The following is a 13,404-nucleotide window of genomic DNA, read 5'->3' on the forward strand; positions in this document are numbered from 1 at the left end:
CTCCCTCAGCCGCCCGCGAACGGGGGCAGGACATCGATCGTGGCCCCGGCCGGTAGGGGTGCCTGACGATCATGACAGGTGACGCCGTTCACGAGGAAACTCGCCACCCGCAGCACCCCGGCGAGCCGGTCGCCGTGGCGCTGGGTCAGCTCGGCCGTGAGGTCGTCCAGTGAGCGCCCGGCGGTGATGGCCTCCTCGGCGCGGCCAGCGGCGGCGCGGGCGCCCGCGAAGTAGCGGATGGTCAGCTGTGGCCCCTCCACGCTCAGCCTCCGATCGCGGACATCGGGCGGGTCGGCTGGAGGAAGGTGGGGTCGTCGATGCCGTGCCCGGCGCGCTTGCCCCACATCGCGCTACGCCAGCGCCGGGCCAACTCGTCGTCGTCCGCGCCGGTGCGCAGCGCGGCGCGCAGATCCGACTCTTCGGTGGCGAAGAGGCAGGCGCGGACCTGGCCGTCGGCGGTCAACCGGGTGCGGTCGCAATCCCCGCAGAACGGGCGGGTGACGCTGGCGATCACACCGACCCGGGCGGGGCCTCCGTCGACCAGCCAGGTCTCCGCCGGTGCCGCGCCGCGCTCGGCCGGGTCGGGGCTCAGATCGAAGACGGTACGCAGCGACGCCAGGATCTCCTCGGCGGTGACCATGGTGTCGCGGGCCCAACCGTGCTGGGCGTCCAACGGCATCTGCTCGATGATCCGTAGCTGGTAGTCGTGATCGAGGGCGAAGCGGAGCAGCGCCGGCGCCTCGTCCTCGTTGACACCACGCATCAACACCGAATTGATCTTCACAGGGCTGAGCCCGGCGGCCGCCGCCCCGGCGAGCCCGGCCAGCACCGCGTCGAGGCGGGGGCGGCGGGTGAGCGTGGTGAACCGGTCCGGGTCCAGGGTGTCCAGTGAAACGTTCACCCGGTCCAGGCCGGCCGCCCGCAACGCCGGGGCCAGTCGGTCGAGGCCGATGCCGTTGGTGGTCAGCGAGACCCGGGGGCGGGGTTCGAGGGCGGCGACCGCCGTCACGATGTCGACCAGCCCCTGTCGGATCAGCGGCTCACCGCCGGTGAACCGCACCTCGGTCACACCGAGCAGCTCGACAGCCACCCGGACCAGCCGGACGATCTCCTCGTCGGTCAGCAACTCGGGGCCGGCCAGCCAGGGGAGACCTTCCGCCGGCATGCAGTAGGTGCAGCGCAGGTTGCACTTGTCGGTGAGGGACACGCGCAGGTCCCGGGCGACACGGCCGTACCGGTCGACGAGGACCCCGTCGGTCCCCGGGGCGACGCTCACCTGTCGACCGTAGCGCGCTCGGCCCGGCTCAGGACGCCACGGGCGGTCTGGACGACCACATCTCGGAAGCTGACGCCGAAGAGCGCGGTGTGCACGAGCAGCAGATGCAGCTGATGCACCGGCACGCGGTCACGCCAACCGTCCGGTAGTGGCCAACTCTCCTGGTAGGCGGCCAGCACCCGATCCAGGTGGGGGATGCCGCCGAAGAGGGCGAGCTGGGCGAGATCCGTCTCCCGGTGCCCACCGTGCGCTGCCGGGTCGACGAGCCAGGCCCGGTCGTCGGCCCCCCACAGCACGTTGCCCGGCCACAGGTCGCCGTGGATGCGCGCGGGCGGCTCGTCGCCGCCGAGCCCGTCGAGGCGACCGATCACCTGCTCGACCAGAGCGGCATCGGCGCTGGTCAGCGCGCCACCGTCGACCGAGCGTCGCAGGTAGGGGGCGAGGCGTCGCTCCGCGAACCAGGTCGACCAGCGCCCGGCGGTAGGGGTGTTGTCCTGTGGGAGCGAGCCGATGAACCCGGGCCAGGTGGCACCGAAGGCGGTTGCGCCCGCCCGGTGCAGCCCGGCCAACTCGCGGCCGAAGCGCTCCGCGGCCTCCGGCGTCGGTTCGCCGGGCTCCACCCAGTCGAGCGCCAGCAGCTCGGGCAGCACCACGATCACCTCGGGTACGCCGACCGCGCCCGCCTCCCGCAGCCAGCGCAGCCCGGCGGCCTCGGCGGCGAAGAAGCCCTCCGGGGCCGGTCGGCCGGCGCCTTCCGGCCAGGATTTGGCGAAGACGGAGTGGCCGTCGTCGAGGGTGAGCCGGGCGGCCGCGCAGATGTTTCCACCGGCGACCGGCGTCTCCCGGAGCCGCTGATGGGTCCGGAAGGTCGGGAGGTGTGCCGGATGCGCGCGCAGGTACGCCAGGTCCATCAGCGCACGGTAACCGCTCCTTACGACAGCCAGGTGTCGCCCGACGACATCGGCGCTCTTTCCGCACCCGTAGGTGTGGCGTGAGCAGGAAAAACACGTTCAGTAACTGTGGATAAGCCGCGTGTCGTCCACAGGGGTGGCAGGGCCTGGTACGCCCGCCGCAGGCTTCCGGCATGACCTCGACCGAACGCCCCCAGCTCGCCGTCCGCTCACCCGCCGACCTGATCGCCGCTGTCCCGTACCTGCTCGGCTTTCACCCCACCGACAGCGTGGTCGCCGTGGCGCTGGTCGGCCGACAGATCGTCTTCGCCGCCCGCGCGGATTTGCCCGAGCCGACCGAGCTGGGCGGGCTGGCCGTGCACCTGGCTGGTGTGATCCGCCGGCAGGGCGCGGAGGCCGCCACAGTCGTGGGTTACGGGCAACCGGAGCGGGTCACCCCGGCCGTGGACGCGGTGCGCGACGCGCTGAACGACTTCGGGATGCACGTGCTCGACGCGCTGCGGGTCACCGACGGCCGCTGGTGGTCCTATCTCTGCACCGAGCCCGACTGCTGCCCGCCCGAGGGTCGCCGCTACGACCCGACCGCCAACCGGTTGACCGCCTCGGCGGTCTTCGCCGGTCAGGTCGCACTCCCCGACCGGGCCGCCCTGGTGGCGCAGGTGGCGCCGGTGGACGGGCCAGCCCGGGAGGCGGTCCGCGCGGCCACCGCCCGCGCGGAGCTGAGACTGGCCGAGCTGATCGAGCAGGCACCCGAGAGTGACCTGCTCGGGGCGCGGGCGCTGCGCGCCGCCGGGGTGGCGGCGGTCCGCGAGGCCCAACGCCGGCAGCGGCGTGGTGAGCGGCTCGACGACGACGAGGTGGCCTGGTTGAGCCTGCTGATGACCCACCTGCCGGTCCGCGATCACGCGTGGGAGCGCACCGACGGCCGGGACCGGGACATTGCCCTCTGGACCGACGTGCTGCGCCGCGCCGAGCCGGAGATGGCCGCCGCGCCGGGTGCGCTGCTGGCATTCGCCGCGTGGCGCGCCGGGCAGGGCGCGTTGGCGGCGGTCGCGCTCGAACGCACGCTCAGCCTGCACCCCGACTACTCGCTCGCCCTGGTGCTGGACGACCTGCTCCGACGGGGCGTGCCCCCGGCCGAGTTGGACGGCTGGCCGTCGGTCGGGATGCCCGGCGTCATCCGGCCCCGCAAACGGAGCCGACGTGGCCGCCGCTGACGAGCCAGATGCCGGAGACTCCGCAGCAGCCGTATCGCAATCTTGCTATAGTCGGCTCTGGTCAGTCCTCTTTCACCCGGAAGCCGTGACCGAGCTGCGAGCCATACCCGCGATCGAACAGACAGCAATCGGGCACGCCGTTGAAAAGCTGGAGAGCCTCGGCCCCAACCTTGGCTACCCGCACTCCAGCAAGATCCGAACCGCCGACAACGTGCGTGAGCTACGCCCACGCGGAGGGCGTAGCCGGTGGCGTGTCTTCTATACGCAGGTTGGTGAGGCGTTCGTGGTCAGCGCCATCGGGCCGGAAGCCAGCGTCAGTCAGCGGAACTTCGCCCGGGCCGTCGCAGCCGCAGAGCGAAGGATCAAGGACGTGGAGGCGGAGTGATGAAACGTTCCGAGCTCAAGACCTCGCAGCAGGTCATCGGCGATGCCAGCCGTCACGACCCGGTGTTCCGCGCAGAGTGGGATCGGACAGCGTTCGCGCGCGAGGTCGCGCTCCGTATCGTGGCGTACCGCACTGAGAACCAGCTGACCCAGACCGCGCTCGCTCGCAAGGTGGGGATGACCCAGTCGGTCATCGCACGACTGGAGTCTGGCGACCAGCCGCCGTCGATCGCGACCCTCGTCAAGCTCTCCAAGGGCACCGGCATGGAGTTTGACGTCAAGATCTCCCGCGGAGCCGTCGAGATCGTGGCCGCATAGCCGGCGGGGCGATGATCCCTCGTCCCCCGAGGTCGATCGCCCGGGACGGGTCCTCGGGCGACGCCTCCGTCGAAGGATGTACGCGTTGCTCCTGTCCACGGCCGACGCGGCAGGCTCACCGCCGCCGGAGAATGATCTCGTGGCCCTTCTCCGCGTTGGTACGACATGACCCCCGAGTTGCTGCTGTCGCTGGCCGGGCTGGCGTTGATCGACAGCACCAGCATCGGCACCCTCTTCATCCCGGTCTGGTTGCTGCTCGCCCCCGGGCCGGTCAACGTCCGGCGGATCCTGGGCTACCTCGCCACCATCGCGGTGTTCTACCTCGCGGTCGGGCTGCTGCTGGTCTGGGGAGGCAGCAGGCTGGGCGACGCGCTGGGCGGCGCCCTGGACAACCGGGGTGTCCTCTGGGCACAACTCGTCCTGGGCGTGGGAATGCTGGCGCTCAGCTTCCGATACGACGGCAAGCGACGTCCCCGTACCGGTGGTGTGTTGCGCTGGCGGGACCGGGCCACCGCCGGAGATTCCTCGGCCCGCTGGTTGGTCGGGCTCGCGCTGCTCGCCGCGCTTGCCGAGGTGGCGACCATGCTTCCGTACCTCGGTGCGGTGGGTCTGTTGGCCACCTCGGGGGTCGGAGCGGCGAGCGTGGTGGCGCTGCTCACCGGGTACTGCCTGGTCATGGTGCTGCCGGCCGTGTTGTTGCTGGGTGCCAGGGTGGCCCGCCCGCGACTGGTCGAGCCGGTACTGGCCCGCCTGAACACCTGGATCGTCACGAAGGCGGGCAGCGCGTTGGGCTGGATCCTCGGCATCGCCGGTTTCCTGATCGCCCGTGATGCCGCCGCACGGCTGGCCCTGTTCGACCTGATCGACCGGATCGGTAAATGACGGGCCGCTCGGGTCAGGCTGGCTGCTCCACAGTGATCCGGTGCGGCCCGGTGTAGACGTTCATGGTCCGCCCCCGCAGGAAGCCGACAAGTGTCATCCCCGCCTCGTCGGCCAGTTCCGCGGCGAGGGTGCTCGGGGCGGACACCGCGGCCAGCAGCGGCAAGCCCGCCATCCACGCCTTCTGGGTCAGTTCGAAGCTGGCCCGTCCGGAGACCAGCAGCAGGTGCCCGGCGAGCGGCAGTCGGCGTTCCCGCACGGCCCAGCCGATCACCTTGTCCACGGCGTTGTGCCGGCCCACGTCCTCCCGGAGCACCACCAGCTCACCGTCGGGGGTGAACAGGCCCGCCGCGTGCAGCCCGCCGGTGCGATCGAAGCCGCGCTGGGCGGCGCGCAACCGGTCGGGCAGCTCGGCGAGCAGGGTGGCCGGCACGCTGAGCGGATCCGCCGCGACCGGGAAGAGCGACCGGGTGCGTACCGCGTCGATGCTGGCCTTGCCGCAGACCCCGCAGGAGCTGGTCGTGTAGAAGTTCCGGGACGGGTCGGTGGTCGGTTCCGGTACGCCGGGGGCGAGCACCACGTCCACCACGTTGTACGTGTTCGGCGTCTCCGCGCCGGCGCAGAGTTGCGCTGTCAACACGTCGTCGGTCGACCGGATCAGCCCTTCCGTCAGCAGGAACCCGATGGCCAGGTCCAGGTCGTCGCCGGGGGTGCGCATGGTGACGGCGAGCGGCCGACGTTTGCCGGGACCGGCCGCGCCGACCCGGATCTCCAGCGGCTCCTCCACGGCGAGCGTGTCCGGTCGACGGACCGACCCGCGCCCGGCGGTCGCCGCGTCCAGGTCGATACGGAGTACGCCCCGTCGATCAGTTGCCCGTCCCATCCCGCCATCCTGCACCCCCCGCCGGCACACCCGCACGACCACCGGCCATCGGGCACCCCCCCACCCCCCACGGGTTGATCATGAAGTTGCCCGCGCGTGCCGTCGGCGTGTCGACCGATAACTCCATGATCACCGGGGCGAGGCGGTGGCACGGCTACGGTGGCCGGGTGGGGACGTACGCCGCAGTGGTGCTCGCGGGTGGGGCCGCCCGACGGATGGGCGGGCTGGACAAGCCCGCGCTTCCGGTCGGTGGCCGGCCGATGCGTGACCGGGTGCTGGCCGCCGTCAGCGACGCGGCGCCGCGGGTGCTGGTCGGTGCGGCCGACGCCGTGCCGGCGGGTGTGCGGGTCGTCAGGGAGGATCCGCCCGGTGGAGGCCCGGTCGCCGCGGCGGCGGCCGGCCTGGCGCTGCTGGACCCCGACGTCAGCGTGGTCGCACTGCTCGCCGCCGACCTGCCGCTGCTCACCCGGGCCGCGATCGGTGAACTGCTGAAGCACCTCGACCGGGAGACCCCGGACACCGAACCGCCGGGTGACGGCTCTACCCCCGCCTCGCCGGACCACGGCGGCCTCGCTCCGGCGCCACCGGCCCGCAGTGGCGTCGCCGGCGAGCGAGGGCCGGACGGGGCGTGCTTCGTGGACGGGGACGGGCGGCGGCAGTCGCTCTGCGGTGTCTGGCGGGTCGCCGCGCTGCGGGCAGCGGTGCACCGGTTGACGGTCGAGCGGGGCGGCACCCTGTCCGGAGCCCCGGTCCGGGCGTTGCTGGCCGGTCTCGTCGTGCGGGAGGTGGCCTGGTCCGGCGAGGGCCCGCCGCCGTGGTTCGACTGCGACACTGACGAGGACGTACGCCGGGCGGAGGAGTGGGCGCGATGACGGTGATGGACGACTGGGTCACGGCGGTGTGCGCCGAGTTGGATCTGGACCCGGCCGCGGTGCCGGTGCCGGCGGTGCTGGATCTGGCCCGGGACGTCGCCCACCAGGTGCTGCGTCCGGGTGCGCCGGTCACCGCGTACCTCTTCGGGTTGGCGGTTGGCCGGGGTGCGGACCCGGCGGACGCCGCGGCCCGGCTCAGCGCGCTGGCGGGCGCCTGGCCGGTGGAGCTGGGCGCCGACCCCGCGGACCCGACGGCCCCCTGATCGCCGCTGTCCGATCCTGGTCGGGCTGATTCGACCAACAGGCGGCCTGGGTAGGGTGATCGTGACGGACGGAGGCGATCATGACGGCTGACCACCCCTCGGCGCCGCACGGTGAGCTGCCCGGCGCTTCGACTGAGCCGGCGGAATCGATCCTGCTCGACGAGCCCAGCACCACCGACCTGCGGGCGAAGGTGACCGAGGCGTGGCGCGAGTTCGCCCGCGCGCTCGCCGTACGGCTGCGGGAACTTCCCGTCGGTGCGCACCTCGACGTGACCCTGGACCCCACCGCCTCCGGCACCGGGGACGCCGTCTATTCGATAAGCATCGACGTGGACGCGGACCGGGTGTTGTCCGCCCGCGCGGTCGGCAACGCCGCTCTGCCGGCGGGCTACCGACTGGACCGGGGCGCGGTGGCGGACATGGTCGCGCTCGGTTGGTCCCCGCCCGGGGTGGTCGCCGGCTCCGGCGGTTCCTTCGGGCTGAACGCCACGACTGCCGAGTCGACCCAGGTCGCCACGCTGCTCTCCCGCACGCTGCGGGACGTCTACGGTGCTCCGCACCCGGCCTTCCTCGTCTATCTGGTGCACGACGCCGAGGGCGAGCCGTTGACCGTGGAACCGCTGGGCACCGCCCGCAGCGAGTTCGGTCCGGACGCCGACGTCGAGGCGGACCTGGAGGAGGCGCTCGCCGAGGCGGCCGCCGCGCAGGTCGAGCAGGATGACGTGCTCGACCTGGCCGATCGGGTCCGCACCGTGGTCTCCACCATGTTGAAGTCGGACACCGACCGGTTGCAGATCGACTCGGACGGCGACATCACCATCCGCGCCGGCTCGGCGATGGTCTTCGTGCGGGTGCGGGACAATCCGCCCCTGGTGGACGTCTTCTCCCCGGTGCTCACCGAGGTGGAGCCGACCGAGCGGCTCTACGTCAAGCTCTCCGAACTGACGAACCGGATGCCGATCGGCCGCCTCTACTGCGCCGACGACACGGTGTGGGCGTCCATCCCGGTGTTCGGCCGCAACTTCCAGGCGACCCATCTGATGCTGGCCGTGCAGGTGATGACCGGTCTCGCCGACGAGTTGGACGACCGTCTGCACGGCGAGTTCGGTGGCAAGCGGTTCTTCGGTGAGGGTGACAAGCCGGTCCGGCGCGACGAGTCGGAGCACCGCACCGGCATGTATCTCTGAGCCCGATCAGGCCACGTCCAGCAGGGTCTTGCCGACCGTCGCGCGCGCCTCGATGGCGGCGTGCGCGTCGGCGGCGCGTTCCAGTGGGAAACGCTGGCCGATGAGCGGTCGTAGCTGGCCGGCCGCCGCGTCCGCCAGGGCCTGTTCGGTGTACGCCCGCAGCCGGGCCGGTGGCACGTCCGGGCGGACCAGGATGACCTGCCGTGCCGTGGCGGCCTCCGCCGACACCGGGGACCACTGCCCGCTCGCCAGCCCGAAGCTGACCATCCGGCCGCCCGAGGGCAGCAGGTCGAAGGCGGCCCGGGCCACCGCACCACCGACGCCGTCGAGCACCACGTCGACAGCGCCCACGGCAGCGCGGACCTGCTCGGCCCACTCGGGCAGCAGGTAGTCGACGGCCAGCTCGGCGCCCAGGCCGGGTAGCAGGTCCACCTTGCGTCGCCCACCGGCCGCGCCGATCACCCGGGCCCCGGCCCGGACCGCGAGCTGCACCAACAGGCTGCCGACGCCGCCGGCCGCGGCCTCCACCAGCACCCGGTCGCCCGGGCGGACGCCGACCGCCTCGATCAGCATGGTGGCGGTCCGCCCGTCGGCAAGCAGTGCCACCGCCTCGTCCAGAGCCAACCCGGCCGGCACGGCGATCGTCGCCGACGCGTCCACTGCCGCGCGTTCGGCGTAACCGCCGGAACCTCCGGTGGCGCTGACCACCCGTTGCCCGGTCAGCGTCGGGTCGACGTCCGACCCGACCGCCGTGATCACTCCGCCGACGCCGTTGCCGGGGATGAGCGGTGGGGTGAGGCGGAACGGGCCGGGGTGACCGGCGCGCAGTTGCGTCTCGATGAAGGTGATGTTCGCGTGCGCGACGTCGATCAGCACCTGGCCGGGACCGGGAACCGGGTCGGGCGCGGAGCCGGGCACCAGCACCTCGGGCCCGCCGAACTCACGTAACCAGATCGCCCGCATGACAGCCCCCTCGGCCCCGATGGGCTGCCTCGCCCACTCGGGGCCAGTCCATCTCCTCAACCTGGGTTGAGGTCAAGAGGTGCCGGCGGACGGGCCGACGCCGGGTGATTCGACCAGCCGGGAGAGCACGATGGTGCTGCGGGTGGAGGTCACGAAGGATTCGGCACGCAGCCGCTCCAGTGCCGCTTCCAGGTGGGCGATGTCGGCGGCGCGCAGGTGTACGAGCGCGTCCGCCTCCCCGGAGACGGTGTACGCGCCGACCACCTCGGGGTGTCGGCGGGCGGCCACGCCGATCTGCGCCGGGGTGGTCCGGCCGGCGCAGAACAGCTCGACGAAGGCCTCGGTGGTCCAGCCGACGGCGGCCGGATCAACGACGGCCGTGAATCCCCTGATCACGCCGGTGGCGCGCAGTCGGTCGACGCGACGTTTGACCGCTGGGGCGGAGAGTGACACCCGGGCACCGATGTCGGCGTAGGACGCACGGGCGTCCGCGACGAGTAACGCAATGATCCGCTGGTCTACCGCGTCTATCTGCAACGTTCCGCCTCTGGGAAGCAACGCTTGTGGCTGTTTTCAAAGTTCCACGGTACCTACTCTTGGTGACCGTGAACCAGCAGCGTTTCCCGCGAAAGCGGACATATCTCATGTGCTCGCCGGAGTACTTCGCGGTCGAGTACGCGATCAACCCGTGGATGGACGTGACCACCCCGGTCGACCGGGACCTGGCCGTCAAGCAGTGGGACCGGCTGCGCGAGACGCTTGTCGGCCTCGGCCACGACGTGCACCTGCTCACCGCCGAGCAGGGCCTGCCCGACATGGTCTACGCCGCCAACGGCGGCTTCGTGGTGGACGGCAGCGTCTACGGCGCCCGGTTCAAGCACGAGCAGCGGGCCGCCGAGGCCGCCGCCCACCACGCCTTCTACGAGGCGCAGGGCTGGCGGTTCATCGCGCCCAGCGAGACCAACGAGGGTGAGGGCGACTTCGCGTACGTGCCGGAGGCGCACGGCGGGCTCATCCTGGCCGGCCACGGCTTCCGTACCGAGATCCCCGCCCACGCGGAGGCGCAGGAGGCGCTGGGTCGTCCGGTGGTGTCGCTGCGCCTGATCGACCCCCGCTTCTACCACCTGGACGTGGCGCTCGCGGCCATCGACGACACGAACGTCGTCTACTTCCCGGGCGCGTTCTCCGCCGCCAGCCAGCGGGTGCTCACCCAGCTCTTCCCGGACGCGGTGATCGCCGACGACGAGGACGCGATGGCCTTCGGGCTCAACCTGGTCAGCGACGGTGCGAACGTGGTGCTCAACAGCGAGGCCACCCGCCTGGCCGGCAAGCTCAAGGCGGCCGGGTACACCCCGGTCCCGGTCGAGTTGGCCGAGCTGAAGAAGGGCGGCGGCAGCGTGAAGTGCTGCATCGCCGAGTTGCGGCACTGACCTGCGAACGGCTCGGGGCCGGCCTCCCACTGGGAGACCGGCCCCTGATCGTGCTCCGGGTGGGCGCTCAGCCCAGCGTGGCCAGCTCGTTGATCAGCACGTTCGACATGACCTGACCGTCGCGCTGCACCTCGCGCAGGTACCACTTCTGCTGCGGGGTACGCGGCTGGTTGAACTGCCAGATGCCGCGCGGGCTGTCGATCTGGCCGATCTTGCCCAGGGCCAGGTTGACCTGCTGCGGCGTGGGCTTCCCACCGGTCAGCTGGATGGCCTGGTCTAGCACCTGCGCCGCGTCGTACGACGCCATCGCGTACGTGGTGGGGGTGACCTGGTACTTCTTGCGGTACGCCGAGGCGAAGACCCGGTTCGAGGTGTTGTTCAGGTCGGCCGAGTAGTTCAGCGCGGTCTGGATGCCCAGCGCGTTGTCCTTCAGGTTCTCCAGCACGGCGCCCTCGGTGAGGAAGCCGGGTGCGTAGATCGGCCCGGCGAACTTCTCGCGCAGCTGCTTGATGAACTCCACCGCCGCCGCTCCGGCGAAGAAGCAGAAGACCGCCGTGGGCTTCTTGGCCAGCGCCTTGGTGATGTCCGAGGCGTACGTCGTCTTGCCGGGGTTGGAGGTGGCGTTGGTGTAGGTCACCGGGTCGCCGATCCGCGGGTCGGTCGCGCCGAACTCCTGCCGGAAGCCGCGGACCACGTCGGGGCTGCCGACGTTCTCCGGCATGATGATCGCGATGCGGCCGTTCGCCGGCAGCTGGTCGCGTAGGTAGCGGCCCAGCGCCTTACCGGCCTCGTCGAGCACGTACGACGTCCGCCAGATGTAGAAGACGCTCTGGAGGCTGCTCGGTGAGGCGTTGGAGCCGATCAGCGGGACCCGGGCCTGCTCCACGGTGTCCCGGATGCCGACCATCACCGCCGAGTTGACCACGCCGGTGAGTGCCAGCACGCCCTGCTTGAGCAGGCCCTCGACGGCCGCCTTGCCCGTCTTGGCGGTGTCGCCCTCGTCGGCGGTCAGCAGCTCCACCGGGTGGCCGCCCAGCCGCTGGTCGTGCAGGTCGAGGAAGAGCTGGAAGCCATTGGTGATGTCGTCGCCGATGCTCTTGAAACCACCGGCCTGCGGCGTGATCAAACCGATCTTGATCGGGCCCCGGTCGGCGGTCGGCTCGGCGTCACCGTCTGAGCCGCACGCGGCGACGAACCCGGTGGTACCGAGCGCGGCCAACAGTTGGAGCGCCCGCCTGCGATTCATCTGCGACACCGAGTTCCTTCCAAGGAAGCGTTACAGGGCCGAACACCGCCCACCGGCGTTCTACCTGGTCCGCGACGCTGCGTCAATGGCTAGTGATCAACGTGCAGGGACCGCAACATGGCGAGGACCTGAGGCCAGGCGACGGCCTCCGGGTCGATCAGCCCGAAATGCTCGCATCCGGGCAGTTCAACAAGGGAAATATCGGAACCTGTGACACGCGCCTCTGCGACGAAATCCCGGCTCATCTCCACCGGGACCTGCTGATCGTCAGAACCATGAACAACTACTGTGCGTGTTCGTATCGGTACCAACATCCGTGGATCCGCTCTCGCGTACCGGTCCGGGTACTGCGCCGGGCCGCCGCCGAGCAGCGCGGCGACAGCGCCCGAGTCCAGATCCCGCCGGTACGCCTCGCCCAGATCGGCCACCGGGGCCAGGGCGAGCACCCCGCCCACAGTTGCCGGGGCGGTGGCCGCCACGTACAGCGCCAGGTGGCCGCCGGCGGAGTGCCCGACCAGGATCGGCGGGGCCAGGCTCACCCGACCGGGCAGCGCCTCGGCCGCCAGCACCGGCAGCTCGGCCACCCCGGTCAGCACGTCGGTCAGGGTGCCCGGCCAGCCGCCCCCGGGCTGCCCGGTACGGCGGTACTCCAGCTGCGCCACCGGGTAGCCGTCAGCGGCGAGGGCCGCGGCCAGCGGGCCGGTGTGCCGTCGGTCGTACTCGGCCCGCCAGAATCCGCCGTGCAGGACGACGACCAGCGGCCGGGCCGGCCCGGTTCCCGCCGGAAGGCGCAGATCGGCCACCTGATCCGGGTGGTCCCCGTACGCCACTGTCCGGTCGGGCTCCGGTGCGGGCCGGGTCAGCACGGCGCGCGGGTCGACAGGCATGGCGCGACGGTAGCGCGCCCCGCCCGGGTGGTTCGGCCCCGGTAGTCGGTCCCGGCCGGCATGGTTCGCGCCGGCTGGGTAAAGATGGACCCCATGACCGAAGCGCGCTCCGCTGGACAGAACGACGAGCCCGGCCCCGACGACTCCGGCCACTCCGGCACCGTGGTGGTGGTTGGCCCGGACGGCCGGCCGATCGGCACGATGCAGACCGACGAGGGCCAGGGCGAGGACCCGACCCGCCTGGTCGAACAGCCGGCCAAGGTGATGCGGATCGGCAGCATGATCAAGCAGTTGCTGGAGGAGGTGAAGGCCGCACCTCTCGACGACGCCAGCCGCAACCGGATGCGGGAGATCCACGAGCGGTCGATCGTCGAGCTCAAGGAGGGCCTCGCCCCCGAGCTGCGCGACGAGCTGGAGCGCATCTCGCTGCCCTTCGCCGAGGACAAGGCCCCCAGCGAGGGCGAGCTGCGGATCGCGCACGCCCAGCTCGTCGGCTGGCTGGAGGGCCTGTTCCACGGCATCCAGGCGGCCCTGGTGGCCCAGCAGATGGCCGCCCGGGTGCAGCTGGAGCAGATGCGCGGCGGCCGGCAGGCGCTGCCCAGCGGCCCCGGTGGGGTGGTCCCCGGGATGCCGGGCATCGGCCAGCCGGGCGGCGGCGAGGGTCACAACACCGGCCAGTACCTCTGAC

The 13,404-nt window shown here is 71.8% G+C and carries 17 protein-coding genes; 9 read left to right on the forward strand and 8 right to left on the reverse strand.

The window, feature by feature from the left end; translation table 11 throughout:
* Positions 1-5: 5 nt before the first annotated feature.
* The 3 genes from OG598_RS27365 to OG598_RS27375 are packed head-to-tail and all read right to left on the reverse strand — an operon-like array spanning position 6 to position 2,187.
* The gene (locus tag OG598_RS27365; RefSeq protein ID WP_328651671.1) at positions 6-260 is read right to left on the reverse strand and encodes a MoaD/ThiS family protein; all 255 of its coding nucleotides are present in this window, start codon (positions 258-260) and stop codon (positions 6-8) included.
* A gap of 2 nt (positions 261-262) precedes the next feature.
* Positions 263-1,276: a GTP 3',8-cyclase MoaA gene (gene moaA / locus OG598_RS27370; RefSeq protein WP_328651672.1), complete on the reverse strand. Its 1,014-nt coding sequence runs from the start codon at positions 1,274-1,276 to the stop codon at positions 263-265.
* Positions 1,273-2,187, reverse strand: a complete 915-nt coding sequence (locus OG598_RS27375; protein WP_328651673.1) for a fructosamine kinase family protein — start codon at positions 2,185-2,187, stop codon at positions 1,273-1,275. Before OG598_RS27375 ends, moaA begins: the two co-directional genes overlap by 4 nt.
* Before the next feature lie 173 nt (positions 2,188-2,360).
* Between OG598_RS27375 and OG598_RS27380 the strand changes: the two genes are divergently transcribed.
* From OG598_RS27380 to OG598_RS27395, 4 genes are all read left to right on the forward strand, one after another.
* Positions 2,361-3,404, forward strand: coding sequence for a DUF4192 domain-containing protein (locus OG598_RS27380; protein WP_328651674.1), 1,044 nt, complete (start codon positions 2,361-2,363; stop codon positions 3,402-3,404).
* An 85-nt stretch (positions 3,405-3,489) separates the two neighbouring features.
* On the forward strand, positions 3,490-3,789 hold the full coding sequence (locus tag OG598_RS27385) for a type II toxin-antitoxin system RelE/ParE family toxin (protein WP_328651675.1): 300 nt from the start codon (positions 3,490-3,492) through the stop codon (positions 3,787-3,789).
* Positions 3,789-4,106, forward strand: a complete 318-nt coding sequence (locus tag OG598_RS27390; protein ID WP_328651676.1) for a helix-turn-helix domain-containing protein — start codon at positions 3,789-3,791, stop codon at positions 4,104-4,106. Before OG598_RS27385 ends, OG598_RS27390 begins: the two co-directional genes overlap by 1 nt.
* Positions 4,107-4,271: 165 nt before the next feature.
* On the forward strand, positions 4,272-4,988 hold the full coding sequence (locus OG598_RS27395) for a GAP family protein (RefSeq protein ID WP_238687589.1): 717 nt from the start codon (positions 4,272-4,274) through the stop codon (positions 4,986-4,988).
* Positions 4,989-5,001: 13 nt separating this feature from the next.
* Here the strand turns inward: OG598_RS27395 and fdhD are convergent, their stop codons facing one another.
* On the reverse strand, positions 5,002-5,868 hold the full coding sequence (fdhD, locus tag OG598_RS27400) for a formate dehydrogenase accessory sulfurtransferase FdhD (protein WP_328651677.1): 867 nt from the start codon (positions 5,866-5,868) through the stop codon (positions 5,002-5,004).
* 80 nt (positions 5,869-5,948) lie between these two features.
* On the opposite strand from fdhD, the gene mobA reads away from it, so the two are divergent.
* From mobA to OG598_RS27415, 3 genes are all read left to right on the forward strand, one after another.
* Positions 5,949-6,740, forward strand: a complete 792-nt coding sequence (gene mobA / locus OG598_RS27405; protein ID WP_442931386.1) for a molybdenum cofactor guanylyltransferase — start codon at positions 5,949-5,951, stop codon at positions 6,738-6,740.
* Positions 6,737-7,003 (forward strand): DUF6457 domain-containing protein, encoded by a 267-nt coding sequence (locus OG598_RS27410; protein WP_112625373.1) that lies wholly within the window; start codon positions 6,737-6,739, stop codon positions 7,001-7,003. Before mobA ends, OG598_RS27410 begins: the two co-directional genes overlap by 4 nt.
* Positions 7,004-7,083: 80 nt before the next feature.
* The gene (locus tag OG598_RS27415; protein WP_328651678.1) at positions 7,084-8,190 is read left to right on the forward strand and encodes a T3SS (YopN, CesT) and YbjN peptide-binding chaperone 1; all 1,107 of its coding nucleotides are present in this window, start codon (positions 7,084-7,086) and stop codon (positions 8,188-8,190) included.
* A gap of 6 nt (positions 8,191-8,196) precedes the next feature.
* Here the strand turns inward: OG598_RS27415 and OG598_RS27420 are convergent, their stop codons facing one another.
* Positions 8,197-9,153: a zinc-binding dehydrogenase gene (locus tag OG598_RS27420; protein ID WP_328651679.1), complete on the reverse strand. Its 957-nt coding sequence runs from the start codon at positions 9,151-9,153 to the stop codon at positions 8,197-8,199.
* Positions 9,154-9,225: 72 nt separating this feature from the next.
* The gene (locus OG598_RS27425) at positions 9,226-9,690 is read right to left on the reverse strand and encodes an Lrp/AsnC family transcriptional regulator (protein ID WP_030331732.1); all 465 of its coding nucleotides are present in this window, start codon (positions 9,688-9,690) and stop codon (positions 9,226-9,228) included.
* Between the two features lie 59 nt (positions 9,691-9,749).
* On the opposite strand from OG598_RS27425, the gene ddaH reads away from it, so the two are divergent.
* Positions 9,750-10,583 carry a dimethylargininase gene (ddaH, locus tag OG598_RS27430; RefSeq protein ID WP_442931387.1) on the forward strand — a complete coding sequence of 278 codons (834 nt, stop codon included), beginning with the start codon at positions 9,750-9,752 and terminating at the stop codon, positions 10,581-10,583.
* 67 nt (positions 10,584-10,650) lie between these two features.
* On the opposite strand, the gene OG598_RS27435 is transcribed toward ddaH, so the two are convergent.
* Both OG598_RS27435 and OG598_RS27440 read right to left on the reverse strand, forming a co-directional pair.
* Positions 10,651-11,838 carry an ABC transporter substrate-binding protein gene (locus OG598_RS27435; RefSeq protein ID WP_328651680.1) on the reverse strand — a complete coding sequence of 396 codons (1,188 nt, stop codon included), beginning with the start codon at positions 11,836-11,838 and terminating at the stop codon, positions 10,651-10,653.
* An 80-nt stretch (positions 11,839-11,918) separates the two neighbouring features.
* Entirely contained in the window at positions 11,919-12,716 is a 798-nt protein-coding gene (locus tag OG598_RS27440; protein ID WP_328651681.1) for an alpha/beta hydrolase family protein, read from the reverse strand.
* Between the two features lie 84 nt (positions 12,717-12,800).
* Between OG598_RS27440 and OG598_RS27445 the strand changes: the two genes are divergently transcribed.
* Positions 12,801-13,403 (forward strand): bacterial proteasome activator family protein, encoded by a 603-nt coding sequence (locus tag OG598_RS27445; protein ID WP_091396749.1) that lies wholly within the window; start codon positions 12,801-12,803, stop codon positions 13,401-13,403.
* The last annotated feature ends 1 nt before the right edge of the window (position 13,404 follow it).

The organism is Micromonospora sp. NBC_00330, from assembly GCF_036136635.1.
GTDB classification, from domain to species: Bacteria; Actinomycetota; Actinomycetes; order Mycobacteriales; family Micromonosporaceae; genus Micromonospora; species Micromonospora salmantinae.